Here is a 25488-nt window from a genome sequence, read left to right as displayed (position 1 = left end):
AATCTGGAATCTTAAATCTTGAATCTGAGATTCCTCCCTACTTCGTGCTTGGTACTTTGTACTTCGTGCTTTGTACTTTGTGCTTTGTACTTGGTACTTTGTGTCTAAGAACGTTGGTGCTAACCACAAAGCACCAAGCACAAAGCACAAAGGACTAAGTACGATTTGTTTGGCAAAATCCTAATCGCCAATCGTGGTGAGATCGCGGTGCGCATCATTCGCGCGTGCCGGGATTTAAACATCTCGCCGGTCGCGGTCTTTTCCGAAGCCGACGCCGCGGCCCTCCACGTGCGCATGTCTGACGAGGCACACTGCATCGGCCCCGCGCCTTCGACCGAGAGTTACCTGAACATTCCGGCAATCATTGCGGCTGCTGAGAAATCCGGCGCTGAAGCAATTCATCCCGGCTACGGCTTTTTGGCCGAGAACGCTGAGTGTGCGCGCGCGGTCAGCGAAGCGGGATTGACCTTCATCGGCCCGACGCCGGAAGCCATGGAAGTGATGGGCTCGAAGACCAGCGCGCGTCGAGCCGCGATTAAAGCCGGCGCGCCCGTGGTGCCGGGTACGACCAAGGCTTTGCAGAATCATGAAGAAGCCAAACAGGCGGCCGCGAAGTTCGGATATCCGGTGATGTTGAAAGCCGCCGCGGGTGGTGGTGGCAAAGGCATGCGGCAGGTGGCCGCCGAGAGCGAATTGAGTTCGGCTTTAGAGGCCGCGCAATCAGAGGCAGCGTCCGCGTTTGGCAATTCCGATGTTTATCTCGAAAAGGTTGTCGAGAAACCACGGCACATCGAAATCCAAATCTTCGCCGACACACAGGGCCACTGCGTCCATCTCGGTGAACGCGAATGCTCAATCCAGCGCCGCCATCAGAAGGTGATTGAAGAATGCCCGTCGCCCATTAATGATCCCGATTTGCGGCAGCGTATGGGCGCGGCAGCGATAAAAATTGCGCAGGCGGTGAACTATGTCGGCGCCGGGACAGTTGAATTTCTGTTCTCAGACGTGACGAGTGAGTTCTACTTTCTCGAGATGAACACACGTTTGCAGGTGGAGCATCCGGTCACGGAACTTGTCACCGGCTTTGATCTCGTGCGCGAACAAATCAACGTCGCCGCCGGCGGACCACTATCTTTCAAGCAGGAAGACGTGCAGTGGCACGGCCATGCGATCGAATGTCGCGTTTATGCTGAGGATCCCGATAACCAATTCTTTCCATCGCCCGGCAGGATCACTTTTCTCCGCGTACCCGCCGGTCCGGGCATCCGCGACGACAGCGGTGTCAGCGAAGGCGACGAAGTCTCAATTCACTACGATCCAATGATTTCAAAGCTTGCCGCCTGGGGGCGCACGCGTGATGAAGCGATCGATCGCATGCGGCGCGCTCTGAATGAATACGCCGTGGGCGGCATTAAGACAACGCTCCCGTTCTTTCGTGAGATTGTGCGGGATGATGAATTCATCAAGGCGCGCCTCGACACGGGTTTTATTTCGCGCTTCAACGAACGCCGGGGAGAGGGCGGGGATCTTTCGGAAGGTGCGCAAGCTTCCAGCTTGCAGCAGGACATTGCGGTGATCGCCGCCGCGCTCTCTTACGCGCAGGCGCAACGCATGCCGGCAGCGAATCATGACGAATCGCAAAGTAAGTGGAAGCAAGCGGGCCGCCGGACCGCGTTGGCGAACTCCCTGATAAAGACTTCGAAATGAAACTCCGCGCGATCATCCAGGCTGTCGAAATTGACGTCGAGGTTCGACGCGAAGCCGGACAGGTCTTTGCTACAGTCGATGGCCGCGAATACAAACTTGAAGCTCACCCGTCGCCGTCGGGCTTGACGCTGTTGACGGCTGACGGTCAGGTAATTGATTGCCGCGTCGAAGGGCAGCCGGTGTCGGGGCAAGCCGTTGATGTTTTTGTCGGCACCGACCAGTACGCCATCACGCTGACTGATCCGAAACGGCTTCGTGGCTCCGCGGCTGCAAGTGCGTCGGCGGACGGTGCGGCGCGGATCGTCGCGCCCATGCCCGGGAAAATTGTGCGCGTGCTCGTGGCGCAGGGCGCAGCGGTGGAAGCGGGCGCCGGCATCGTGGTCGTTGAAGCCATGAAAATGCAGAACGAAATGAAAGCGCCGAAAGCGGGAACGGTCGTGACGCTGAACGTCGATGTAGGAACGACGGTTAATGGCGGCGATGTCCTCGCCGTAATTGAATGATTGTTGAAGAACAAGAAGAGCATTTTCCATTTGTCATTTGGCATTTTCATTTGCCATTTGTAAGCGTCGTTTTGCTCCAGTCGAGTACACCGACGATGGGAAATGAAAAATGATAAATGGAAAATGACAAATAATTCTTTAGTGTTTGATTCGGATATCCGGATTTTGCTTTGGGATCTCGACGGCACGCTTGTCCGCGGCAAGCGTTACGGCGTTTTTAAGGACTACACGATCCCGATGCTCGAATCGGTCTTCGGGACTTCGGGCTCGCTCGGCGAGATGATGGTATCCGGGATGACGGATTTGCAGATAGTCGAAGAAGCTCTGCGCGGCGAAGGCATCACGCGTGAGCACATCAGTGCGAAGAAGGACGATCTGATGCGCTCTTACATCGAGCAGATGAGACTCGCCGTCGGCAACGGCGCGCACATTATCGAAGCCATGCCCGGCGCGCGTGAAGCGCTGCAGGCGGTAGAGGATCATCCGCGCTACCAATCGGCGATGTTGACGGGCAACATCGAGCCCGCCGCGTATTTAAAAGTTGAGATCACCGGCCTCGCTGAATTCTTCAAGCTGCCGGGCGCGTTTGGCAACGAATCATTCGATCGTCGCGATTTGCCTGCCCTGGCGGTGCAAAGAATAAATGAGCAGCTGGGAGAGAATCTGTCGCCCGAACAGTTCATCGTGATTGGCGACACGCCGAACGATGTCGCCTGCGCCCGTCACTTCGGCACGCGCGTCGTCGGGGTTGGGACCGGCCGCATACACTCCTATGAAGAGCTGCGCGCCTGTAAACCCGATGCTTTGCTTCCGGATCTTCTGGATGTTGATCTTTTCATCCGGACACTTGATGCGTTGTGATGTGGTCAGAACCGGGAGCGGCAGCGACCGGGTGCAATGATCTTACCCCGTCGCTACCGCTCCGGGTACTGACCTCACTGCTGCGCGAGAGACGCTCATTGAATTGATCTGGATGTGGCGCGATAATCAGTTTGTTCCCCTGACAAGTTGGAATTTCACCACTGGAGGAGGGAACTATGCTCGTCAACTGGATCAAAGACGCCGACGCTGCGCTCGAGCAAGCGAAAACTGAGAACAAACCTCTCTTAATCGATTTCTCTGCCGCGCCGGCTTGAGGTGCATGTGCTCGGCTGGAAGCCGAGTCCTACTCGGATCAGGGAACTGCTGATTTCATCAACCAGAACTTCGTCCCACTGGCGGCTCACATCAAAGAACATCCCGCGTACTTCAAACGCTTCGACGCAGTCTGGACGCCGACTATTCTGGTTCTGGATGCGAAAGGTGTCGAACGCTACCGCGTCGAAGGTTATCTGCCGAAAGACTGGTTCCGCGCGCGTCTGGAGATGGGCATCGCGCGCGTGGCGTTCATGCACAAAAAGTTCGCCGACGCACAGAAGTTGTATGCGGACGTTGTAGATCGTTTCGGCAACATGGCGCTGGCCGCGGAAGCTTTGTATTGGCGCGCCGTCTCGCAATACAAAGCGACGAACGACCACACTGTGCTTGGTGAAGTGGCGAAGGAACTAAGCGAAAAACATGCGGGCGATGAGTGGACGCTGAAGAGTGACCCGTGGGCGCATTGAACTAATTGGTAGCACAGATTTCAGTCTGTGGTTTCTGCCAGGGTCACGCTCAAGTCAGTGGAAAACACAGACTAAAGTCTGTGCCACTAGATCCGGTGAAAGCCCTTCAAAATATCCTGGGTCGCGAGCCGCAGGATCACCGGCCGCCCATGTGGACAGGTTGTGGGCGAAGAGGTAAGCAAGAGTCGATCGATTAACCAGCGCATCTTTTCCGGCGCGAGCGGCATGTTGACCTTGATCGCTGAGTGACACGCGAGCGACGCAGCGATTTCGTCGCGCAACACCTCGCGGGACTTCCCACGCTTCTCCTGATCGATGCTGTCGAGGACTTCGGACAAGACGTTGCGTGCTTCGCTTGCCGGTAAATCAGCCGGCGTGGCTTTAATGGCGACGGTCCGGCCCGACAACCTCATCAGCTCAAAACCATAACCCTCCAGCTCTTCCGCAATCGCATCGAACGCCGTGGCCTGCGCCGGGGTGAGATCGAACGTTTCGGGAATCAGCATTCGTTGAGACTCAGCCTGCCGGGCAGTTTCCAACGCACGATACTTATCAAACAGAACGCGTTCATGGGCGACGTGCTGATCGATTAGGAGCAGACCTTCGTCGTCCGTCGCGATGATGAAGCTTTCGTCGAGTTGGCCGAGCGGACGAATGTTTTGTGACAGCGAATCCGTTACCTCGCCCACGAACTTGGTTGCCGAGTCGAGCGGCGGCAAAGAAGGCGCAGGTCGAAGGGTGGGCGAAACTTCGGGTTCAACTTGTTCATCGGAAATCGCTTTCGCCACCGGCATCGAGTCCACCGGCAAAGGTTCCGAGAGGCCGGTTTCCGTTGATGCCGACATCTCTTCAGCCGACAACTGCGCTTGCACAGCGGTGGCAAAGCCGAATCCGATGCGCTCCTGCTGCGGCTCAGGGCGCAGTGTGAAAGTTGATCGCGCGAATGGTTCGGTGCGTGATGGAATCTCCGTTTCCGCCACGTCCGTGGGCGTGATTCGGTTTTCGTCCGCGTCGGAACCGACTTCATCTCGCCGAAATTCCGCGGACATTTGCGCCTCAGCTGCGGGCGCATATCCCGCGCTCGCCAACGCCGCGCGCACGGCGGCGCGAACCGAATCAGCCACCGCGGCGGCACGTCGAAAACGAACTTCTGTCTTCGCGGGATGAACGTTGACGTCAACTTCTTCGAGCGGGACATCGATGAACAGAAGCGCGACCGGATAGACGCCGTGCGGCAGAATTGAGCGGTAACCTTCCGAAACAGCCCGGCCAATCAGACGGTCGCGGACAAACCGGCCATTGACGAAAAGGAACTGCGCGTCACGCGAAGTGCGGCGTTCACGCGGGGCGGAAACGAAACCTTCGACCTTCGCAATGGAAGAGGAGAAGCGCGTTTCTGCTGCATTGCTCGTCGATCCCGTCGCATCCACCACCCCACCCGCGCTGCCCGCGCGGGGACCCCGGTCCGCTCCGGGTTCTGACACGCCGCTGTTTACTTCGAGCAGCCCCTCCAAAAATTGCGCGCCAAAAATCTGGTAGGCACGTTCGCGCAGATCTTTGGCGGGCGCCACGCGAATTGTTTCGCGACCGTTGTTCGTCAAAGTGAAACTGATTTCGGGATGGGCGAGTGCGTAGTGCGTCACCAGATTCGTGAGATGAAAGCTCTCCGTCGCTTCTGAGCGCAGAAACTTTCGGCGCGCCGGCGTGTTGAAAAACAGATCGCGAACCACAATGGTTGTGCCGCGCGGATGGGCGGCGTCTTTCACATCGCGCATCCGGCCGCCTTCGATCACCACGCGCGTTGCGGCGGAAACATCTTCGGTGCGCGTTATCAGCTCGACGCGCGCAACCGACGCAATGGACGCCAGCGCTTCACCACGAAAACCCAGCGTGCCGATAGCCGCCAGATCTTCAGCTTTGCTGATTTTCGAAGTGGCATGACGCTCGAAAGCGAGCACCGCATCGTCGCGCATCATCCCTTCGCCGTCGTCGGTGATCTTCAAAAGGCGCCGGCCACCGCCTTCTACGTCCACCGTAACGCGCGTCGCACCTGCATCGATCGCATTTTCGACAAGTTCTTTGGCGACAGATGCGGGTCGCTCGACGACTTCACCTGCGGCGATGAGATTTGAAAGGTGATCCGGGAGTACACGTATCTTCGACATTGTTAGAGGTACACAATCGTGTGTTCGTTCGAGCCCAGGTCGATCGCATCAAACATCCAATCCACGACGTAACGTCCATGGCGAGCCAGCAGCGACGTAATATTGACGTGCCGCTCCTGCAAAGTCTTCTCGGGATAAAGCAGGTCGAAGGCACGCTCAAGTTGCCGGCGCAGCGTCTCATCGCGCCCGATCTGCGCGCGCTGAAAACGCGTCCGCAGTCCGTCGAGTTGATATTTTATTTTGGCGCGACCCTTGTCGAGCGCTTCCGCGAGCGTTGGATCGACGTGGCGTAATCTGTCTTGTAGCGTGTCGAGTTCGCGGTTGAAAGTTTCAGTCGTGTGATCGAAAGCTTCTGAAGTCTCTTTGCCCAAATAATTCTCAACGACGTTAGCGACGACCTGATCATACCCGGCAAAGAAATCTTTCAGCGTCAGATCGTAACGCTCCAGCGCTCGCCACGTTTGTTTCTCCACCATCGTGATGCTGGCGCGATGCAGAATGGGCGTCACCGGCCGATCGAGCAGCCGATAAACCTCAGACGTCTGCGCGAAGTAAGCAACCTCAGCCGCGCCGCCGTAGTAGGTAATCGTCGGCAACAGATAATCCTGCACGACGGACCGCAACGTCACGTTTGGACTGAAGCGATCAGGCTCGCGCAAAGCCCACTCGGCGAGTTCTTCCGCGGAATACTCCTTTCCGTCCGCTTTCGTTCGATACTTGCCGTTTGGCGTTCGCGATAGCGCGTGACGCGCGGCGGTTTCGTCGTGGAGAAAAAGCGGAAACGAATCTTCCGATGGAGTTACTTGCGCGTGATAGCCGGCGTCTTCCAGTTCGCGACTGCGCTGCGCGATGGCCGCAGCGATCTCCGGCGCGATTCGGGCCGCCGCTGAGTAAAGCGGCGCCGCAAGCTTCTTTAGTTCGGCATCGAGCGGATCGAGAACAATCAGTCCGTGCTTCGCCGTCAACGCGGTCACCAGACGCGCAAATGCATCGCCGTACGCTCTGCCGGGAGCGTACGCGTCGCGCACGAGTGCTTCGATATCTTCCGTGAACTCACTGTTCGGTAGCGACTTCAGCAGATTTTGGATGACACCCTCAATGGACTGATCGAGTTTTACGAGCCCCACCGGCGAGCCGTCATTGTGGATCTCAACCGGTACGGATGTTTTTTCCAGTGCGCAATCGCGATTGATGAATTCAGCCCAGGCAACTTCCGCAAAATCGTGATCTTCGGTCGCGATCCAAAACACGGGCACGGCCTTCACGCCGCGTTGGCTCAGGCATTCGGCGAGCTTCACAGCTGAGAGTGCTTTGTAAATTGTGTAGAGCGGCCCGGTGAATAAACCCGCCTGCTGGCCCGACACAACTGCAAGACAGTCGGGCTCTGCAAGCAAGCGAATGTTCTTGAGGGTCGCTTCGCTCGCTCCCCAGCCGCGATTCATTCGTTCGAGCGCGGCGCACAACTGCTGCCGATCAGTCGCGTACGAACTCAAAACCCGGTCTTTGCGCGCCGGCAAATCGACGTGAGCGCGAACTGCTTCGGGATAATAATGTCGAAGCGCGAGCGGATCTCTTAAGTAGTCGAGAAATAGTTTCGATTGGTGGGGAATCTGGTCGAACGGGAGCGTCTCAACGCGCAAGCCGGCTTGTTGCGGCGAAGCGTGACAGGCAGTTTCAGCTGTGCTCAAACGGGGAATGCTCCTTGGTCAGAGCATTTTACGCGGTGGATGTGTGGAGTGCTAGGTGTCAGACGGTCCGTGGTCAGTCTTCGCTCCGTTTAGGAGCGAGATGTTTATAGAGGATAGGCAAGCATCCCGTTACTGCTCCGTAGGAGCGAAATGGTCCGCTGCAATTTCGCTCCTAAAGGAGCTGGGTCAGGAAGCTTTCACGGAAGCTATAAACATCCTGCTCCTACCGAGCAGCTGAGCCCCTACGCGTCGCCTCCGCTCCCGGCTCTGACACGGGCGCGGCAGCTAGCAGTAGCTCTTTGATCTCGGTGCGCGCTGCTTCACTCGCAGGCTGCAGCGGCGCGCGCACGATGCCACCAACGTAACCTCCCATGTCCATTGCCGCCTTCAATCCGCCGATGCCGTAAGTGCGCGTGACCGCGCGCGCGAGCGGCGTTAGTTTTTCCTGCAACGAGGTCGCGCGATCGATCTCACCAGCTCTGACCGCGCGATAGATCTCCAGGCAAAGTTCCGGCACGACGCAGCCGACCGCGAGGATTCCACCGACGGCGCCGGCTTGCAACGCTTCACGAAAAACCGTTCCGTTGCCAACCGTGACTGCGAAGCCTTCCTGAACCGTCTCTACTGTCTCGCGCATTTTCGCCACATCGTTCGAGCTGTCTTTGAGGCCGATGATGTTTGGGTGCTCACTCAAACGCGCCGCTGTCTCAGGCTCGATCTTGATTCCGGTCAAGTCAGGCATGCTATAGAGAATCACCGGGACCGAAACGGCATCAGCTACTGCCGTGTAATGCTCGATCAGAGTCTGCTGGTTAATTGCGTTTCGATAGTAATGCGGTGTGATCACTAGCACCGCTTCCGCACCGGCTTTTGCAGCGCGCCCGATCTCAGCGATCGTGCCGCGGGTGCTCTGTTGTCCCGCGCCGACGATAAACGTCATCGTCTCGGGCACGGCCGCGCGCGTGGCTTCGATCACCTGCAGATATTCACGCTCATCGAGGTTTACGCGCTCGCCCGTCGAGCCAAGCACGACGTAGCCTGAGATTCCGGCCGGGTTCCAACGGTCAATGTTCGCGTTGAGCGCTGCCACGTCGACGTCTTCGGTCGCGGTGAACGGCGTCGTCATCGGCAGCAAAACTCCGGAAAGGTTGATCGACATAAGGGCGGGATTATAACGCAGGTTCGCGCGCAATCAGGTTGCGACGCCGTAACCCCTCACCTATAATTCCAGCGGTTTCCAGCCAACTCGCGAGAGGCCTATCGATGCCATATCTCAAACCTGAACGTCCCGAAAAAGTCAGCGCGCCTTCACTCAAAGCCAGCAAGGAACGCGGCGAAAGACTGGTTTGCATCACGGCTTACGACTATCCGACAGCCCGCATTGTTGATGAAGCCGGCATCGATATCATCCTGGTCGGCGACAGTCTCGGGAATGTCGTGCTTGGCTATGGCAACACAGTGCCGGTGACGCTCGATGAAATTCTGATTCATGTGAAGGCGGTGCGCCGCGGTGTCGAGCGCGCGCTGCTGGTCGCCGACATGCCCTACGGATCGTTTCACACCGGCACGGACGACACGGTGCGCGCGGCGCTGCGTTTGGTGAAGGAAGGCGAGGCCGAAGCAGTAAAACTCGAAGGTGGGCTGAAACGGGTTAAGCTGGTGAAGCGTCTCGTTAATGAAGAAATTGCGGTGATGGGTCATATCGGTTTGACGCCGCAGTCGATCAATCAGCTCGGCGCCTATCGCGTGCAGGGCAAGACTGCGGATGCGGCCAAGCGTTTGCTCGATGATGCTCATGCTTTGGAAGATGCGGGTGCGTTCGCGATTGTGCTTGAGTTAGTCCCGCGCGAAATCGCCCAGATGATCACTGAAAGCATAAAGGTCCCGACCGTCGGTATTGGCGCCGGCGTGCATTGCGATATTCAGGTGCTCGTCTTCCACGATCTGCTCGGCATGGCATTCGGAAAGCTGCCGCGCTTCGTGCGCGAATACGCGAACCTGCGCGAAACGATTACCGACGCCGTCACGCGCTGGGCCGAAGACGTGCGCAACGGCAGCTATCCTGCTGAAGGTGAATCGTACGGACTGCCCAAAGAAGCTGCGGAAGAACTGAAACTGGATTCGGGCAAGGTAGAGAGGTCCAAATAGACTAGATGCTATCGGTGGTCTTCGGTCTTTGATCTTTGGTCTTTGAAACTAAGACCGAAGTCTTAAGGCCAAAGACCTTCTTTTATGGAGACAATCAAAGATCGGCAACACATGATCTCGATTGCGCGTGACGTTCAGCGCGCGAACCGCAGCATTGGCTTTGTGCCGACAATGGGCGCGCTGCATGAGGGGCATCTCAGTCTGATGCGTGAAGCGCGCGCGCAATGCGATACCCTCGTGGTCTCGATCTTTGTTAACCCGACGCAGTTTGGCCCGGCTGAGGATTTCACGAAGTATCCGCGCGACTTGGAACGCGACGCCGCCTTGTTGGCGGGCGAAAACGTGGATTATCTGTTCGCGCCTACGGCTACCGACATCTATCCGCCGGAATTTTCGACCTACGTTACCGTCGAAGGATTGTCGGAGCAACTCGAGGGCGCTTCGCGACAGGGACACTTTCGCGGCGTGGCGACGGTCGTGGCGATTCTGCTGAACATCGTGCGGCCGGACGTGGCGTTTTTTGGTCAGAAGGACGCGCAGCAGGCGGCGGTGCTCAAACGAATGGTCCGCGATCTTGCGTTCGACACCAAAGTAGTGGTGCTGCCGATTGTGCGCGAAGAATCCGGGTTGGCTTTGTCGTCACGGAACGCGTATCTGACCGACGAACAGAGGCGCGCTGCGACAGTTTTGCATCGCGGTCTTTCCCGCGCATCACAGGCGTACAGCGACGGTGAGCGGAGCGCTGAGCGGTTGATTCAGATGGTAAGCGAAACGATTACCGCGGAGCCCCTGGCGCGCGTCGATTACATCAGCCTGAATGACGCTGAAGACTTTCAGCCGCTGGCGCAGGTTGAAGAGAAACCGGCGTTGTTGTCGGTGGCGGTGTACATCGGCAAGACGCGTCTGATTGATAACATGGTGATGGGTCTAACTCAGAGGCAGGATGCTGCCGCGGTCTAAGCGTGCCATCAGAAACCCGACCGTAAGGAAGGGTGCTGTTGTGAAATGACGAACGGTAATAAACAGAAGGCGCACATCACTTTCATGCTCAATGGCGAGCAGGCTGAGGTTGCGTTCGCGCCGCACAAGACGCTGCTCGAAGTGTTGCGCGAGGATCTTGCGTTGACCGGCACCAAGCACGGTTGTGAACTGGGCGAATGTGGCACGTGCACGGTTTTGGTTGATGGCAAATCAATCTTGTCGTGTCTGATGCTGGGACTGGATGCCGAAGGCCGCGAGGTTACGACGGTTGAAGGTATGGCTGAAAATGGCCGCCTGCATCCGCTCCAGGACACGTTTGCGGACACGGGTGCAGCCCAGTGCGGTTACTGCACGCCCGGATTCATGTTGGCCGCGAAGGAATTGATTGAGAAGAATCCCGAGCCGAGCAGAGACGAAATCAAAGAGGCGCTGTCGGGAAACCTGTGTCGCTGCACCGGCTATATCAAGATTTACGAGGCAGTGGAGCTGGCGGCGGCGCGCATGCGCGGTGAAAATATGGAGCTGCCTAAAGAGGCAATTTATGGGTTGTGATTCGTGTTTAGTGATCTCGCAGTCCGGAAGGGTGGTTTACCCCCGCTCTTTATGACCTAATTCAGCGGGGGCAAGCCCGCCTTCCTGCCCTGAGAGACTCCGGGCCTTGAAGGTTTTTTCAAACTTGAATGCCAGACAATAGTTCAAACAACGGGAAGCCACTCAATGTAGTCGGCAAGCCTTTTCGTAAAGTCGATGCCCGCGCGAAGTGCACCGGCGAAACGAGATTTGCCGACGACATCCTTTTGCCGCGGATGCTCGCCTGCAAGATTCTCCGCACGCACGAACCGCATGCGCTGATCAAGAACATCGATGTATCAAAGGCGCTGGCCCTGCCCGGCGTCTTCGCCATTATTACCGGCAAGGATCTTCCGATCTCGTACGGGATTCTGCCTGTCAGTCAGGACGAACACGCCCTCTGTATCGACAAAGTGCGATTCGTCGGCGATCCGGTTGCGGCCGTCGCCGCGATCGATGAAGACGTCGCCTTCGACGCGATGAATCTGATCGAAGTCGAATACGAGCGATTGCAAACAATCACGTCGATTGAAGAAGGATTGCTGGTCGATGAACCTCGCATCCACGAGTACGGCGACGGCGGCAACGTTCACAAGAAGGTGAGCTTTGAATTCGGTGACGTTGATGAAGGCTTCGCCGAAGCTGATCTGGTTCGCGAAGACACTTTCTTCTACGAGGGCAATACACATCTGCCGATGGAGCAGCATGCGGCGGTGGCTCACTTTGATTCCGATCAGAAACTGACGCTGTGGAGCTCGACGCAGACTCCGCACTATGTGCATCGCGCCCTCGCGAAAGTGCTTGAGCTGCGCGCCAGTCACATTCGCGTGATTGCGACACCGAATGGCGGAGGCTTTGGCGGCAAGAGCGATCCTTTCAATCACGAAGTCGTCGTCAGCAAACTCGCCATGATCACTGGCCGGCCGGTTAAATGCACTTTGACGCGCGAAGAAGTTTTCTATTGTCATCGCGGCCGCCATCCGGTGTTAATGCACGTTAAGACGGGCGTGAAGAAAGACGGCGCCATCACCGCGATGCATTTCAAAACGTTTCTCGACGGCGGCGCGTATGGAAGTTACGGAGTCGCCAGTACGTTCTACACCGGCGCGCTGCAAACCGTGACGTACGAGGTGCCGCGCTACAAGTTTCAGGGCGCGCGGGTGTTCACCAACAAACCACCGTGCGGTCCAAAGCGAGGACATGGAACGCCACAGCCGCGTTATGGTCTGGAAGTGCACCTCGACAAGATAGCCGAGCAACTGAATCTGGACCCGGTCGAGGTTCGTCGCAATCATCTCGCGCCTGCGAATTCACTGACCGCGAATTATCTGCGCATTGGAAGCATGGGTCTGGGTGCGTGCATCGACAAGGTGGTCGAAGGATCGGACTGGAAGAAGAAGTTTGCGTGGGATCGGTACGCAGACGTCCCGCCTGCTGACGACAACCAGGCAGCCGGGAGGGCTGCGCACCGCAAGCTTCCTTACGGTAAAGGCATCGGCATCGCCTGCTCGTCTTACCTCTGCGGGGCGGGTCTGCCGATCTACTGGAACAACATGCCGCAATCTGGTGTGCAGCTTCGGTTGGATCGCCAGGGCGGTGTCTGCGTCATGTGCGGCTCAACCGACATCGGACAGGGTTCTGATTCCATCCTGGCGTACATTGTGGCTGAGATTCTCGGAATCGATCCGTTTGATATTCGCGTTGTCACGGCCGATACCGATTTGACGCCAGTCGATCTGGGCAGCTATTCCAGCCGCGTCACGTTGATGACCGGTAACGCCGCCATCCAGGCAGCCGAGCGCGCCAGAGAACTTCTGACTCTGGCCGTCGCCGAAAAGTTGAGTGTGCCGATTGAAAACATCTCGTTCGCTGAACGGCGGGTGTTCGATGTCGAGAATCCGGAGCTGGGCGTTTCGTTCGCGGAAGCCGTCGTGCTCGCTGAATCCAAGTTCGGTACCATTGGCACGGTTGGTTCCTATTCGCCGCCGCGTTCGCCCGGCAAATACAAAGGTGCGGGCGTCGGGCCTTCGCCGGCTTACAGCTATTCCGCGGCCGTGGCCGAAGTGGACGTCGATCCCGCAACCGGCATCGTGATTGTCGAACGCATCTGGATCGCGCACGACATCGGCAAATCGATCAATCCGGCCCTCGTGATGGGCCAGGTCGAAGGCAGCGTTTACATGGGAATGGGCGAAATCCTGATGGAAGAGATGTCTTATCGGGCGAATCGAAACGTCGTACACAAGATTCCGTCGATGCTTGAGTACAAGAGTCCGACGACGATGGAGATGTGCGACGTTAAGACGTACTTGATCGAAGATCCCGATCCCAACGGCCCGTTTGGCGCAAAGGAAGTTGGACAGGGACCACTGTTGCCGGTTCCTCCGGCGGTCGCGAACGCTGTTTACAACGCCGTCGGCGTGCGAATCGATGAAGTGCCGCTCACACCTGAAAAAGTTTTGAAAGCCTTGCACGAAAAATCAAGAGGCCGCGATGGGCGATTCGGCCCAACCTCAGTTCCGGACGTTGAGTGGCCCGAGCCTTTGCGCGTCTTAACACCTCGCGAAGGCGGAGACGGTCACGAGATGCCGCGCGTCGCGGTGCATTCGTAGAGCCATATGAAAAAGAGTCTACCGTTCATCATCATCATCCTGGTTCTAGTTGCCGGTGTGGCCGCGTTCGTGATCTTTTCCCGGCAACGGGGCGCTGGTAACGCGAACACGTTTGCGAATGCTCAGCCTCAGCCCACGGCTGCTTCTCAGGCGGCTTCGCAAAGTTCGCCCGGAAACGCCACGGGTTACACCCGGCCAAACGTCAAAGTCAGTTCGCCGGTGGTGCTGGAAGAGTACGGCGACTATCAGTGTCCGCCATGCGGAATATTGCATCCGGTGCTGAAACAGATCGAACACGAGTACGGTGACCAGGTGCGCTTCGTGTTCCGGCACTTTCCGCTGACGAAGATTCACAAGAACGCGATGATGGCTGCGCAAGCCGCCGAAGCTGCCGGGAACCAGGGCAAGTTTAAGCAGATGCACGACCGCCTCTACGGAACACAGAACGGATGGAAGGACCTTTCCGATGCACGCCCAACCTTTATCGGCTACGCGCGTGAGCTCGGGCTGAATGTAGAACAATTCACGCGCGACATGGACAGTTCGGCGGTCCAGCAGAGAATCGCTTCCGACATGCAGAAAGGTTCGGGCGTGGGGGTTTCCGGTACGCCGACCGTGTTTATCGATGGCCAAATGTTGCGCTACGAAGCCACTACTCCCGAGGGCCTGAGGCAGGGCATAAACTACATGCTTCAGCGGAAGGCCAGTGGTCAGTAAGATTGTTTTTTTCTCGCGAGTCCTCCGGTCGGACGCCAACATGGGAAACTAACCTCGCGCACCTCTGTAACTTAAACCCAAGTGGCTCAAGTTCTTGTTGACATGTGGGCGGCATCTCTCTATAGTGCCACCCGAAAGTGACCCTTTGATGCCCGTCACCCCCCGCATCAAATGACGGACACCGATGTTCAAGCTTCAGCGCCTCGAAATCACAGGATTCAAGTCCTTTGCGGACCATACTGACCTTCGCTTTACCGGCGAGGGCATAACTGCGGTTGTCGGGCCGAACGGCTGCGGCAAGAGCAACGTTGCCGACGCGATCGCCTGGGTTTTGGGCGAGCAGCGCGTCAAACACCTGCGTGGCGGCGAGATGAAAGATGTCATCTTTCAGGGCTCGCGCAATCGGCAGCCGAGCGGCATGGCGGAAGTCGTGCTCCACCTGCAACGTGACGAAACCACCGAAGACGAGCCCGATATCCAGGACATCGATTCGACGCTCGAGCAGATCGATTCGCACGATGAGATTTTTGACGCGCCGGAAGTGTCCGAGTCAGTACCCGGAGCGATAGCGACGGGGTCAGACGATCAAGTCGGGCCAACGAGCGATTCGTTGATTACCGACCAGTCAGTACCCGGAGCGACGGGATCAGAAGTTCAAGCGGAGAGTGTCGAAGCTCCGACCGAAGCCAAACCAAAAGCCAAGCCTCATCACCGCCACTGGCGCCAACGTCGAAACCTCGCTTTGGAGTTTGCTCCGGGTGAAGCTGTTTCCGTAACCCGGCGTCTCTACCGGTCGGGGGAAAGCGAATACCTGCTCAACGATCGGCCTTGCCGGCTGCGCGACATCCAGGATTTATTTTCAGGCACAGGCCTGGCGGGCGGTCACTACGCGATCATCGAACAGGGCCGCATCGGCCAGATCCTCTCAGCCAAACCGATGGATCGCCGCACGATTATTGAAGAGGCGGCCGGTATCACCAAGTTTCGCGTGCGGCAACGGGCTGCTGAAGCGCGTCTGGAAAGCGCGCGCTCAAATCTCAGCCGCGTGGCGGACATCATTTCGGAAATTGAGCGGCAGGTGAATAGTTTGCGCCGGCAAGCCGCAAAGGCCCGTCGCTATCGGATCCTGCGCGAAGAACTGCGCGAACTTCTACGCCGTGTTTACGTCGGCGAAGAAGAAAGCCTCGTGGCGCTGCTGGATCAAACCCAGGCTGAGCTGGATCAGGCGGGACAAGAAGAACAGCAACTGGCGGCCGCCTTAACGGAGCGTGAAGAAGCGAGTCGCACGGCCACGCAAAACGCGCGCACCCTTGAAGACGAACTCGCGCAAGTGCGCGCGGCGGTCGCCGAAGGCGCGTTGCAGCGTGATCGACGCATCCGCGAACGTGTCTATCAGGAAGAACAGATTGAAACGCTTTCGAAGCGCCGGACGGAAATCGAAGCCGAAGTGGCCGCGCTGACGGAACGGCTGGCGCTGGTCGAATCCGAGCTCGAGCGATTGGGGGCGCTGGACGCAACGCTGACGGCTGAAACCGAGCAGACCTCGACGTTGCTGCGCACTGCTGAAGAAACTTACGCCGCGAGACTCGCCGAAGTGGCTCGTGCCGAAGAGGAAATCGAGAACGCCCGGCCGGAACTTTTGAAGCACACGGTGGCCGGCGAACGACTGCACGAACTCGGACGACAGATCGAATCGTCAATTGAAAAGCTAACACAGCAGGCGGAAGGCCTGGCGCGTGAAGGCGAGCGGGCAACCGCGTCTCACCAGACGGCGACAACCGAAGCAGAGAAGCTCAGCGGTCAGATCATTGAAGCGCGCGCGAAATTGGCGCGGCTCGTGGCTGAACGCCAGGGCGCCGTCAAAGCCGTCGTCGAAGGGCATGAACGCGTGTCCGACACTGATGCCGAGTTGACGCGTGTGCGTGACGATTATTCGCGCACGCAAGCGCGCCTCGAAAGCTTTAAAGATCTCGACGAACGTCGAGCTCATTTTTCATTAGCTGTGCAGGAAGCGTTTTCGGCGAACGAAGCTGAACAGTTTCATTTGATCGGCACGCTGGCGGACTCAATTAAAGTCGAAGCCCAATGGGAGCGCGCCGTCGAAGGAGCGCTGGGTTCATCCCTGCAATCAGTTCTGGTGCCGACACCCGATGACGCAATTCGTGCCGCGGCGTGGCTGAAGACCAATCACATTGGCCGCGCGCAGTTCCTCGTGACGGGGTTGCACGGCGGTAGTGACGAAGTCACCGTCGCTACTTTCACCGGCACGCCGACCACCAGCTCGACCGGCAGTGCGCCGCAACGTGACTATGTGCCGATGGGAATTGACGGGCCGCGCATCGGCGACATTCTAAATGCGCCGCGCGAACTACTTAACCTGCTTGAACGTACGCTGCCGGAACGGATGAACGCGCGCGTGGTGCCGACGCTGGATGACGCGACCGCGCTGTCGCTGGCGACGGGCGACATGTACGTGACGGTCGATGGTGATTGGGTGACCGGCGGGCAGTTCGTCAACGCCGGTAACGGCCGCGCCCTGGAAGAAGGCGCAGGACTCTTGACCTTCAAACGCGAGCTGCGCGAATTGCAGGGCCGCGTGGTTGAGCTCGAAGCGGAACGAGCAGTCACAGAGATGTCGGTCAAGGAAGCGCGTTCGCGCATGACCGGCCTGGAAGAGTCAGTGGTTCTGCTGAACGCTTCGATTGCGCGCGAAGAGCGCGGGGCGATGGCGCTTGAACTGGCCTCAGGGACCTTGCACCAGGACGTCGAACGCGCCGCCCGGCATCTGCGTGTGGTTGTCGATGATCAGGCGCGGCTTGAGCAGGAACGAAAGGATTTGGAAGCGAGTCTCGCGAAGGCCTTAAGCGATGCCGAGGCTGCCGAAGCGGCGCGACTCGCGGCAAGCCAAAAAATCACCGAAACAACGAACCGCCTGGCTGAGATTCGCGCCGTAGTCGAAACCGACAGCACTACGTTGAACCATCAGCGCGCCGAAGCCGCCGCCGCCGCCGAACGTCGCCGCTCGACATCGTCTGATCTGCGCCGGCTGCAAACTGAGCATGAAGAAGTGAGTACGCGAATCGCGCGGCACAACCTGGAATTGACGGAAGGAGGCTCGCGGATCGAACAGCTGCACAGCTCAATTGCTGAAATCGATCGGCTCGCGATGACGATTGACGAAGAGAAGGCGCGCGAGGAAGGGCTGATTGCCGAAGCGACAGCGCGCTTGACCGAGGCCCGCGCACGCGCCGATGCGATGGCGGCTGAGTTGGCGGAACTGAATCGTAGCGCTGCCGCCTCACGTGATGCCCGCGCGGCAATTGAAGTGCAGCGCGCCGAAGCGTTGGCGCGCGTCAACTTCGTGCGCGAATCGTGCGCGAATGAGCTGAACCAAAGCCTCGAAGAGATTGCGCGCGAGTTAGTCCCGGATCCTGAATTTGTTTTAGAGACGTCGCGCGCGCGAGTCGAAGAGCTGCGCGAGAAGCTCGAGAGTTTCGGCGCCGTCAACATGATGGCGCTCGAAGAGCTTTCTGAAAACGAAGAGCGGCTCGCCTTCCTGACGACGCAGCGTGATGACATCACAAAGGGAATTGCTTCGACTGAAGAGGCCTTGCGCGAGATCAAGCGGCGCTCGCGTGAACGGTTCCGCGCCGCGTTCGAACAAATCAATCAGAACTTCAGCGAACTGTTTAAGGAATTGTTTGGCGGTGGTCGCGGCGAGATGAGCCTGATCGACGAGAATAACGAACTCGAGTCGGGCATCGATATTATCGCGCAGCCGCCCGGCAAGCGGCTCCAGAACGTGCTGCTGCTTTCGGGCGGCGAGAAAGCGATGGCGGCCCTCGCGCTCGTGCTCGGCATCTTCCATTACCGGCCGTCGCCGTTCTGCCTATTGGACGAAGTTGATGCGCCGCTCGACGAAGCGAACATCGGCCGCTTCACCGGCAAAGTGGTTTCCATGTCCGCGAATACGCAGTTCATCGTCATCACGCACAACAAACGCACGATGGAAACCGCGCGCGCGCTTTACGGAGTGACGATGCAGGAAGTCGGCGTTTCCAAGCTTGTTTCCGTGCGCTTCGAGTAGAGTTTGCCGCGAGTTGTAAAGACCAGTTCTCTCCCAGCATAATCAGACATTCATGATGGTCAATTCTCAGTGTCTTTGTGGTTCTCCGTGTCTCTGGGGTGAGGGATCTATGGATAGCATTCACCACCGAGACACAAAGACTCCACAGAGACACAGAGAGATGCGTCTGTTTCGCGGCGTTCTCATCTTGCCGTTGCTGCTGGCGTTCGCGGTAATGAGTTACCCCCAAACCGAAAGCAAGCGGAACGATCGACCACAATCCAATTCGACTTCGACCATCGTCCCCGATAGCAAAGCACCGGCTTCGGTCCGTTACACCTGGGAGTTCTCGCACCGTGAATTCACCATCAACCACATCGTCGTTGAGCATGACGGGACGGGGCGCGGCAAAGTTACCTTTGCGCGCAAAGGGGAAGAGGATCCGATCGTCGAAAACGTTGAGTTGACGCCCCCGGTATTGGAGCGGTTAGAAAAGCTTTGGCGTGAGTTGCGCTTTCTCGACTCAAACGAGAATTACCAGTCGGCGAAGGATTTCGCACATCTCGGCACGTATAAACTTGGCATGACCGCGCTCGACCGGACACGGACGGCGGAATTCAATTGGAGCGGTAATGCGAGCGCCTGGGCCCTGGCTCAGGAATATCGGCGCGTCGCCGATCAAGTCATCTTCGTCTTCGACATGACGGTCGCCCGCGAGAACCAGCCGCTCAATACGCCCGGCCTGCTGAAGCAACTCGAATCTATGTACAACCGTAACGCGCTGTCAGATCCGAAGCAGCTCGTCCCGCTCTTGAAAGAGATTCGCACTGACGCGCACGTCCCGCTGATTGCCCGCAATCACGCCGAGCGGTTACTGAAGAAGATTGATAAGTGACCTCGGCGATTCAGTCCCCCGCCACAATTTCTGAAAAATCGACCAGCCGGTTCTCGGCCCAGAAACGATCCTCATCCAGTGAGTCGGCGCCGACGAACGCGACATGTCCGCCGCGCGCAGGCCCCACCAGCATTACGTTCTCGTTATCAGTGGTCAGCACCACACTTGATGAGTCGCTCTGCGGCTGCGGATTCAGAGACTCCGCCAGCGGCGTGTAGGGAATGAAGGGATCGTCCTGCGCATGGATAATCAAAGTTGGGACGCGAATACGGGTGAGGAAGGGAAGTGCGCTGGCCTTTGCGTAGTAGTCGCGCGCGTCGGCAAAGCCGAAGGCGGGCGCCACATAGTGATCGTCGAATTGCACCAGCGAACTGATGCTGGCCAAAGGGGCTGAATCGTAAAGCTCGGGATACCTCTGCTGTTTCAGAAGAATGCGACGCTTTAAGTAGTAAAGAAAATTCCGGTGATAGACGAAGTTCCGAGGCTGCTTCAGAAGATCAGAACTCGCTTGCAGATCGACAGACGGTGAAATGGCGACGACACCCTTGAGTTGTTCGGGAGCTTCGTCGCCCAATTCGCCCGCGAGTTTCAAAGTCAGGTTACCGCCGAGCGAAAACCCGCCGATCACAATGCGCGACAGACGATCGCGATCAATCAATTCAGCGAGGACTGCGCGCAAGTCGTGCGTCAAGCCGCCGTGGTAAAGCGTCGGTGTCAGGTGCTCTGTCCCGCCGCAGTTACGAATGTTCATGCGCACGACGTTGAAGCCGCGCTGGAAAATCTTGCCGGCTGTCGTCAGCATGTAGGCGGACGCGGATGAACCTTCAAGCCCGTGCCACAAAACCACCGTTGGATAGCGGGTGCGATCGGGTTGCCACCGACAACGCGCCAGCACCTGGCTGCCCGGTTCGACTTCAAACAGACGCTCTTCGTCCTCGGTGACATCTCGCGGGCGAAATCTTCCGGGCCAGAAATACGCTGCCAGCGTTTGCATGTCGCCCTGGGTGAAAAAGCGGGCCGGAACGAACGGTTTCTCCTGGAATTTGGCCGTTACCTGGTCGAGGAGCGACGGCGCGTGTGTTTCATCGCGGTCGTCGGTAAGGTTGGAGATCATTTGAACGTGATGATGACATCAACTGTTTGTTTCTGAGAGTCCGGCTTAGTGCTGATTTCGAATCTCGAACGAATGCCGGTGCGTTGCGTGCGGACCACGACAAATGGGTGTAGGACTGTCGTTCTGAATCGATCCGAGTACGAGTCATCGAAAACTGCGCCGTTGGCAAGTGTCCACCTGCTTTTCAACTGACCCGTTTCGGCTGGGCCCAGACCAGTTATCGACAGGAAGCCCATCCGATATTGCTCCCCTTCGCGAATCGTGAATTGGTAATTCGCACGACGGGCATCAACAGTTCGCGTTACATCAGTGACCTGCGCGTTAATGTACCCACGGCGCGCGTATGCGCGTCGAACGCGGCCGAGGCCTTCATCGATCTTTGTTTGCGAGGAAGGGCCGCCGATGCGCAAACCTAAAGCGACAGATAAATCCTCACTGGTCAACGCAGCATTGCCGATCCAAACCACGCGACCGAGAGTTTCGGCAGATGCGACGTTGATTGCCGCGACCTTCTCCATCACCTCGAACACGACAGTCGTATCACCGTCGGCGTTGCGCACGCGATAATTCACAGTCTGAAACCAACCGGAGCGCATTAACCTGTCCGCGGCTGCGTCCATCATTGAAGCATTGATCTTCTCGCCTACTTTGAGTCCGCTCGTCGCGATGACCTGCTCCAGTGACCGTTGTTGGAGGCCGACAATCTCGATCTTGCGCAAAGTCGTTCCCTCTTGAGCGCTGACTGCGGCAGAGGCGCAAAGCAAAGCCACACCCGCGAGGAGGAACAGTCGGCTTTGGCGATGGCGAATAGAACGATGCATAGGATTGTTCATGTGATTGACTCTGGCGGCGGTGCTAGAGCAAGCTTCGATACATCGAATTCTAGCCTTTCCGGCTCAGGCATGGAAGTTACGCATCAAAAACACCCCGCGCAGTCCCTCGCCGCACAAGCCGCGCGCGAAGTTATTGTGAAGCTCTGGCTGGAACTCGGCCGGCCGGCGGTTGACGCCCAGTTTCTGGAAAACGTTCAGCGACAATTGGCTAAAAGCTCTGAAGATTCAGCGATTAGTCCTGCTTCGGTGGCGAGATTTTTGGCGGATGAAGGCGCCGAATTGCGGCACCCGGAGATTATTGAGTCTGACGTGCGCTGGCGCGAATCGCGGGTAAACAGCCGAATGGATAAGTTCGCGGCAGTGGAGGCGCTTACGTCCGGCGCACGACTAAATATCCAGGATGCCGGCGTGCTCATCAGCAAAATGGAAAGGCTAAGGCTGGAGTTTGAGCGTGATGATGACGACACAGGACTTGACGAGTTGAGAACCCTGGCCGCCGATGCGCGCCAACGGGCAGAGGCGATGGGAAAGAATCGTAAAGTGGCCGAGACGGTTCGGGGTGAGCAATCCGAAATAGCCGAGTGGCTGAAGGTTTGGTTGCAAACACCGACGTTGTTCGAGAATTGGTTGGAGCTGCGACGGCGGTCCGAGGAGTTTCGGAAGAGATTCCTCAAGAAAGCTCCGTAGGAGCGACAATGTTTATAGCTTTAAGCAACTGTTCTGTCGCGGTTCGCTCCGTTGGGAGCGAAATGTCGTTATTACGCTCCTAACGGAGCTCACTCAATTTCAAGATGAAGCGCGGTGCTATAAACATCTCGTCCCTACGGGACGAAGAACAGCGTCGCGCTATCAATTACGCGTGGATCTTTGGTTGCGCGTTTAGTGGGTGTGCTTTCTGATACGCGTGCGCGAGCCGGAACAGCGTTCCTTCGCCCCAGTACGGCCCGAGTAGTTGCAGCCCGATTGGCAATCCTTCAGACGACAAACCGCACGGGACGCTGATACCCGGAATACCCGCCAGATTAGCGGTCACCGTGTAAATATCGTTCAGGTACATCGCCAGAGGATCATCGACCTTCTCACCAAAACGAAAGGCCGGGGTCGGGGCCGTGGGCGTCAGGACCGCATCGCATTTGGCGAAAGCCGTGGCGAAGTCCTGTTGGATCATCGTGCGCACCTTCTGTGCTTTCAAATAGTAAGCGTCGTAATAACCGGCAGAAAGAACGTAAGTTCCCAGCATGATCCGGCGCTTCACTTCTTCGCCGAAACCCTGTTCGCGAGTCTTCCGATACATGTCGCGCAACGCGGGAGCTTCCTCGGCGCGAAAGCCGTAGCGCACGCCATCGTAGCGCGCCAGGTTCGACGAAGCTTCAGCCGTGGCGATGATGTAGTAAACCGCAATCGCGTATTTCGCGTGGGGCAATTCGACGTCAACGATCTCTGCGCCCAGATCGCGATAAGCGGCGATCGCTGTTTCGATAGCCGCGCGCACTTCTTCGTCCAGGCCTTCGCCCAACAACGTGCGCGAAACTCCCAGGCGCATCCCGGCGATGTTCTTTTCAGTTTCGCCGATGTAATCCGCGACCGGCACGTCGGCAGTAGTCGCGTCATGCGGATCGCGACCGGCGATAATCTGCAAAACTGCGGCTGCGTCAGACGCGTTGCGCGCGAATACTCCGATTTGATCTAGCGAAGAGCCAAACGCCACCAAACCGTAACGCGATACTCGACCATAAGTCGGCTTGACGCCAATGACTCCGCAAAGCGAAGCCGGCTGGCGAACTGATCCGCCGGTGTCTGAGCCGAGGGCCACCGGAACGATTCCGGCCGCGACGGCCGCTGCTGAGCCGCCGGACGATCCGCCCGGCACACGCGAAGTGTCCCAGGGATTCTTCACCGGGCCGAACGCAGAATTTTCGTTAGAAGATCCCATGGCGAACTCGTCACAGTTCGTCTTGCCGATAATTACCGAGCCTGCTTCGACAAGTCGCTCGATCGCAGTGGCGTTGTAAGGCGGCTTGTACGGCCCGAGGATGCGCGAGCCGCAGGACGTTTGCAGGCCACGCACGCAGATGTTGTCCTTAATGGCGACCGGGATTCCCGCGAGCGCCGGTGCGTCGCCTGCTTTAATCCTCTCGTCAATCGCATCAGCGCGTTTCAGCGCCCCACCTCTATCGATTTCGAGAAAGGCGTTGAGGTCGTCGTTCAATCGTTCGGCAGACGAGACGGCCGACTCGACAGCGGTGCGGGCAGTCACGCTGCCGCTGCTAATCTCGTCTCGAAGTGTGGATATGGTTTTATTCACGGTTGCTTAAAGGCCCGGACACGGCTGTTTAGCCCAGGACTTTCGGAACGCGAAAGTGTCCCGACGCTGGATCGGGCGCCTGATCGAGTGCGAGTTTCTGCCCGAGCGACGGTTGCACTTCGTCAGGGCGCGATGAATCAGTGCGTTCGCCTTCCGGCGTCAGACCGCCGAGCGCGGGCGCGATTCCACTCGTGTCGATTTCATTAAGTTGCTCAACGTAAGCGACTATCTCCGCGATTTGCGGCGCGAACGTGCGGCACTCGCCGTCAGTGATCTCCAGATGGGCGAGCTGCGCGATCTTTTCGATGTCAGATTCGGAAATAGGCATAGTCAGATTTCAGATCTCAGATCTCAGATTTCAGATTTCAGATCTCAGATTTCAGATCTCAAACTGCGGATTTCCCTGTCCCCAGGTTGTCGCGCCGCGAGATGCAGTTTTCCGCAGCGCGCATGAATCTTTCGCGAAGTTCCGAATCCTCGATTCCTGCCACTGACGAAACAATAACGGGCGGCAACGGTCCGGCAACTCGCGGCGTGGAACGACGTTGCACGGTAAGACTGCCGAGCGCGCGCGGGTCGATGCGAAACTCAATCCTCTCCACAACCTTCTGTCGCAATAACTTGTTGATGCGGAAAATCAGCTCAGCCGACATCGGCTGAAGTTGCTTTTGCCAGGCTGCATCCGCGACGGCCACAGTCAGAGTTTTCTCCTGAAGCCGAGACGGAACGGCATGATCGCGCAGGCCTTCACCGGAAACTCTCCGCCAGGCGATCTTCGCGACCATCTCAGCCAAGGCCGCGTTCTCCCCCGCACCCGCGAGTATCTTCGGCAATAGAAGCGCTGCATCAATCATGATGAAATTTGAACTTCAGACCAAAAACTTTCAGAATGACGAGCCAAAACCAAGTCTCGGAGTGTAATGGAAGATTCGCGAAACAACCAAACGAACGTGCGCGAAGGTTCTGATTTAATCCCGGCCGGCCGGGATTCATCAGCGACAGCGCCTTCACCGGTCCAATTGCCCAAGCTGTTACTGGCTTCTTCAAGTCCGCGACGCGCTCAAATCCTGGAAATGATTGGCTGGCCTTTCGAAGTCGGCGCGATCGAAGTTGACGAATCATTACGCGACGACGAGAGCCCGCGTGAGTATGTGGCGCGGCTTGCGGCTGCAAAGGCTGAAGCGTCGGGTGGCGTTCATGCGCATCGACCTATTGTCGCAGCTGACACCACGGTCGTGGTTGACGAACACATTCTCGCCAAGCCCGTGGATTCAGAGGACGCCCGGCGAATGTTGCGCCTGTTACAAGGACGCTGGCATCAAGTGCTCACTGGTGTCGCGTTGATCTCAGAATCGGGGATCGAGGTTGACGTCGAAATGACTGAAGTACGATTTGCGCCGATGAGCAATACCGAAATCGCCTGGTATGTTGAAACCGGCGAGCCGATGGACAAAGCCGGCGCGTACGCGATTCAAGGCAAAGGCGCGCGCTTCATCGAAGGGATTAGAGGCGACTACTTCAACGTGATGGGGTTGCCGGTGCGGTTGTTGTACGACTTAATTCGCCGGTAGCCGGGAAGG

General features: G+C 57.7%; 21 protein-coding genes. 13 read left to right on the top strand and 8 right to left on the bottom strand.

What is annotated here, in order from left to right; genetic code table 11:
- Nucleotides 1-165 precede the first annotated feature (165 nt).
- From accC to VFX97_12965, 4 genes are all read left to right on the top strand, one after another.
- Entirely contained in the window at nucleotides 166-1707 is a 1542-nt protein-coding gene (gene accC, locus VFX97_12980) for an acetyl-CoA carboxylase biotin carboxylase subunit (GenBank protein HEX5704109.1), read from the top strand.
- Nucleotides 1704-2210: a biotin/lipoyl-containing protein gene (locus tag VFX97_12975; GenBank protein HEX5704108.1), complete on the top strand. Its 507-nt coding sequence runs from the start codon at nucleotides 1704-1706 to the stop codon at nucleotides 2208-2210. Before accC ends, VFX97_12975 begins: the two co-directional genes overlap by 4 nt.
- Nucleotides 2211-2312: 102 nt before the next feature.
- Complete coding sequence (locus VFX97_12970) at nucleotides 2313-3071, top strand: HAD family hydrolase (GenBank protein HEX5704107.1); 759 nt, start codon at nucleotides 2313-2315, stop codon at nucleotides 3069-3071.
- 503 nt (nucleotides 3072-3574) lie between these two features.
- A complete protein-coding gene (locus VFX97_12965) occupies nucleotides 3575-3814 on the top strand; it encodes a hypothetical protein (GenBank protein HEX5704106.1) in 240 nt (79 codons plus the stop codon).
- 86 nt (nucleotides 3815-3900) lie between these two features.
- Here VFX97_12965 and mutL read toward each other — a convergent pair whose 3' ends face one another.
- The 3 genes from mutL to VFX97_12950 all read right to left on the bottom strand — a co-directional run bounded on the left by mutL (nucleotide 3901) and on the right by VFX97_12950 (nucleotide 8826).
- Nucleotides 3901-5979: a DNA mismatch repair endonuclease MutL gene (gene mutL, locus VFX97_12960; GenBank protein ID HEX5704105.1), complete on the bottom strand. Its 2079-nt coding sequence runs from the start codon at nucleotides 5977-5979 to the stop codon at nucleotides 3901-3903.
- 2 nt (nucleotides 5980-5981) lie between these two features.
- Nucleotides 5982-7667 carry a bacillithiol biosynthesis cysteine-adding enzyme BshC gene (gene bshC / locus VFX97_12955; protein HEX5704104.1) on the bottom strand — a complete coding sequence of 562 codons (1686 nt, stop codon included), beginning with the start codon at nucleotides 7665-7667 and terminating at the stop codon, nucleotides 5982-5984.
- A gap of 223 nt (nucleotides 7668-7890) precedes the next feature.
- The gene (locus tag VFX97_12950) at nucleotides 7891-8826 is read right to left on the bottom strand and encodes a dihydrodipicolinate synthase family protein (protein ID HEX5704103.1); all 936 of its coding nucleotides are present in this window, start codon (nucleotides 8824-8826) and stop codon (nucleotides 7891-7893) included.
- Nucleotides 8827-8930: 104 nt separating this feature from the next.
- Here VFX97_12950 and panB point away from each other — a divergent pair, with 104 nt between their 5' ends.
- The 7 genes from panB to VFX97_12915 all read left to right on the top strand — a co-directional run bounded on the left by panB (nucleotide 8931) and on the right by VFX97_12915 (nucleotide 19656).
- Nucleotides 8931-9815, top strand: a complete 885-nt coding sequence (panB, locus tag VFX97_12945; GenBank protein HEX5704102.1) for a 3-methyl-2-oxobutanoate hydroxymethyltransferase — start codon at nucleotides 8931-8933, stop codon at nucleotides 9813-9815.
- An 84-nt stretch (nucleotides 9816-9899) separates the two neighbouring features.
- The gene (gene panC, locus VFX97_12940; GenBank protein HEX5704101.1) at nucleotides 9900-10775 is read left to right on the top strand and encodes a pantoate--beta-alanine ligase; all 876 of its coding nucleotides are present in this window, start codon (nucleotides 9900-9902) and stop codon (nucleotides 10773-10775) included.
- A gap of 45 nt (nucleotides 10776-10820) precedes the next feature.
- Complete coding sequence (locus VFX97_12935; protein HEX5704100.1) at nucleotides 10821-11348, top strand: (2Fe-2S)-binding protein; 528 nt, start codon at nucleotides 10821-10823, stop codon at nucleotides 11346-11348.
- A gap of 128 nt (nucleotides 11349-11476) precedes the next feature.
- Nucleotides 11477-13978 (top strand): molybdopterin cofactor-binding domain-containing protein, encoded by a 2502-nt coding sequence (locus tag VFX97_12930; GenBank protein HEX5704099.1) that lies wholly within the window; start codon nucleotides 11477-11479, stop codon nucleotides 13976-13978.
- A 6-nt stretch (nucleotides 13979-13984) separates the two neighbouring features.
- A complete protein-coding gene (locus tag VFX97_12925; protein ID HEX5704098.1) occupies nucleotides 13985-14695 on the top strand; it encodes a thioredoxin domain-containing protein in 711 nt (236 codons plus the stop codon).
- A gap of 184 nt (nucleotides 14696-14879) precedes the next feature.
- Entirely contained in the window at nucleotides 14880-18782 is a 3903-nt protein-coding gene (gene smc / locus VFX97_12920) for a chromosome segregation protein SMC (GenBank protein ID HEX5704097.1), read from the top strand.
- Between the two features lie 160 nt (nucleotides 18783-18942).
- Nucleotides 18943-19656, top strand: a complete 714-nt coding sequence (locus VFX97_12915; protein ID HEX5704096.1) for a hypothetical protein — start codon at nucleotides 18943-18945, stop codon at nucleotides 19654-19656.
- Nucleotides 19657-19666: 10 nt separating this feature from the next.
- On the opposite strand, the gene VFX97_12910 is transcribed toward VFX97_12915, so the two are convergent.
- Both VFX97_12910 and VFX97_12905 read right to left on the bottom strand, forming a co-directional pair.
- Nucleotides 19667-20770, bottom strand: a complete 1104-nt coding sequence (locus VFX97_12910; GenBank protein HEX5704095.1) for an alpha/beta fold hydrolase — start codon at nucleotides 20768-20770, stop codon at nucleotides 19667-19669.
- Nucleotides 20767-21591, bottom strand: a complete 825-nt coding sequence (locus VFX97_12905; protein HEX5704094.1) for a POTRA domain-containing protein — start codon at nucleotides 21589-21591, stop codon at nucleotides 20767-20769. The genes VFX97_12910 and VFX97_12905 overlap by 4 nt, the downstream gene beginning before the upstream one ends.
- Here VFX97_12905 and VFX97_12900 point away from each other — a divergent pair.
- Nucleotides 21586-22290 carry a hypothetical protein gene (locus tag VFX97_12900; GenBank protein HEX5704093.1) on the top strand — a complete coding sequence of 235 codons (705 nt, stop codon included), beginning with the start codon at nucleotides 21586-21588 and terminating at the stop codon, nucleotides 22288-22290. The two genes, VFX97_12905 and VFX97_12900, sit on opposite strands and share 6 nt — an antisense overlap.
- Before the next feature lie 166 nt (nucleotides 22291-22456).
- Here VFX97_12900 and gatA read toward each other — a convergent pair whose 3' ends face one another.
- From gatA to VFX97_12885, 3 genes are read right to left on the bottom strand one after another with little or no spacing between them, the layout of a single operon-like run.
- The gene (gene gatA / locus VFX97_12895) at nucleotides 22457-23908 is read right to left on the bottom strand and encodes an Asp-tRNA(Asn)/Glu-tRNA(Gln) amidotransferase subunit GatA (GenBank protein HEX5704092.1); all 1452 of its coding nucleotides are present in this window, start codon (nucleotides 23906-23908) and stop codon (nucleotides 22457-22459) included.
- Between the two features lie 28 nt (nucleotides 23909-23936).
- The gene (gene gatC / locus VFX97_12890; protein HEX5704091.1) at nucleotides 23937-24236 is read right to left on the bottom strand and encodes an Asp-tRNA(Asn)/Glu-tRNA(Gln) amidotransferase subunit GatC; all 300 of its coding nucleotides are present in this window, start codon (nucleotides 24234-24236) and stop codon (nucleotides 23937-23939) included.
- A 58-nt stretch (nucleotides 24237-24294) separates the two neighbouring features.
- A complete protein-coding gene (locus VFX97_12885; protein HEX5704090.1) occupies nucleotides 24295-24762 on the bottom strand; it encodes a DUF721 domain-containing protein in 468 nt (155 codons plus the stop codon).
- 66 nt (nucleotides 24763-24828) lie between these two features.
- Here VFX97_12885 and VFX97_12880 point away from each other — a divergent pair, with 66 nt between their 5' ends.
- Nucleotides 24829-25479 (top strand): Maf family protein, encoded by a 651-nt coding sequence (locus VFX97_12880; protein HEX5704089.1) that lies wholly within the window; start codon nucleotides 24829-24831, stop codon nucleotides 25477-25479.
- Nucleotides 25480-25488: the final 9 nt, after the last annotated feature.

This window comes from Pyrinomonadaceae bacterium (assembly GCA_036277115.1).
GTDB lineage: Bacteria > Acidobacteriota > Blastocatellia > Pyrinomonadales > Pyrinomonadaceae > UBA11740.
This window is presented reverse-complemented; position numbering and strand designations above follow the sequence as displayed.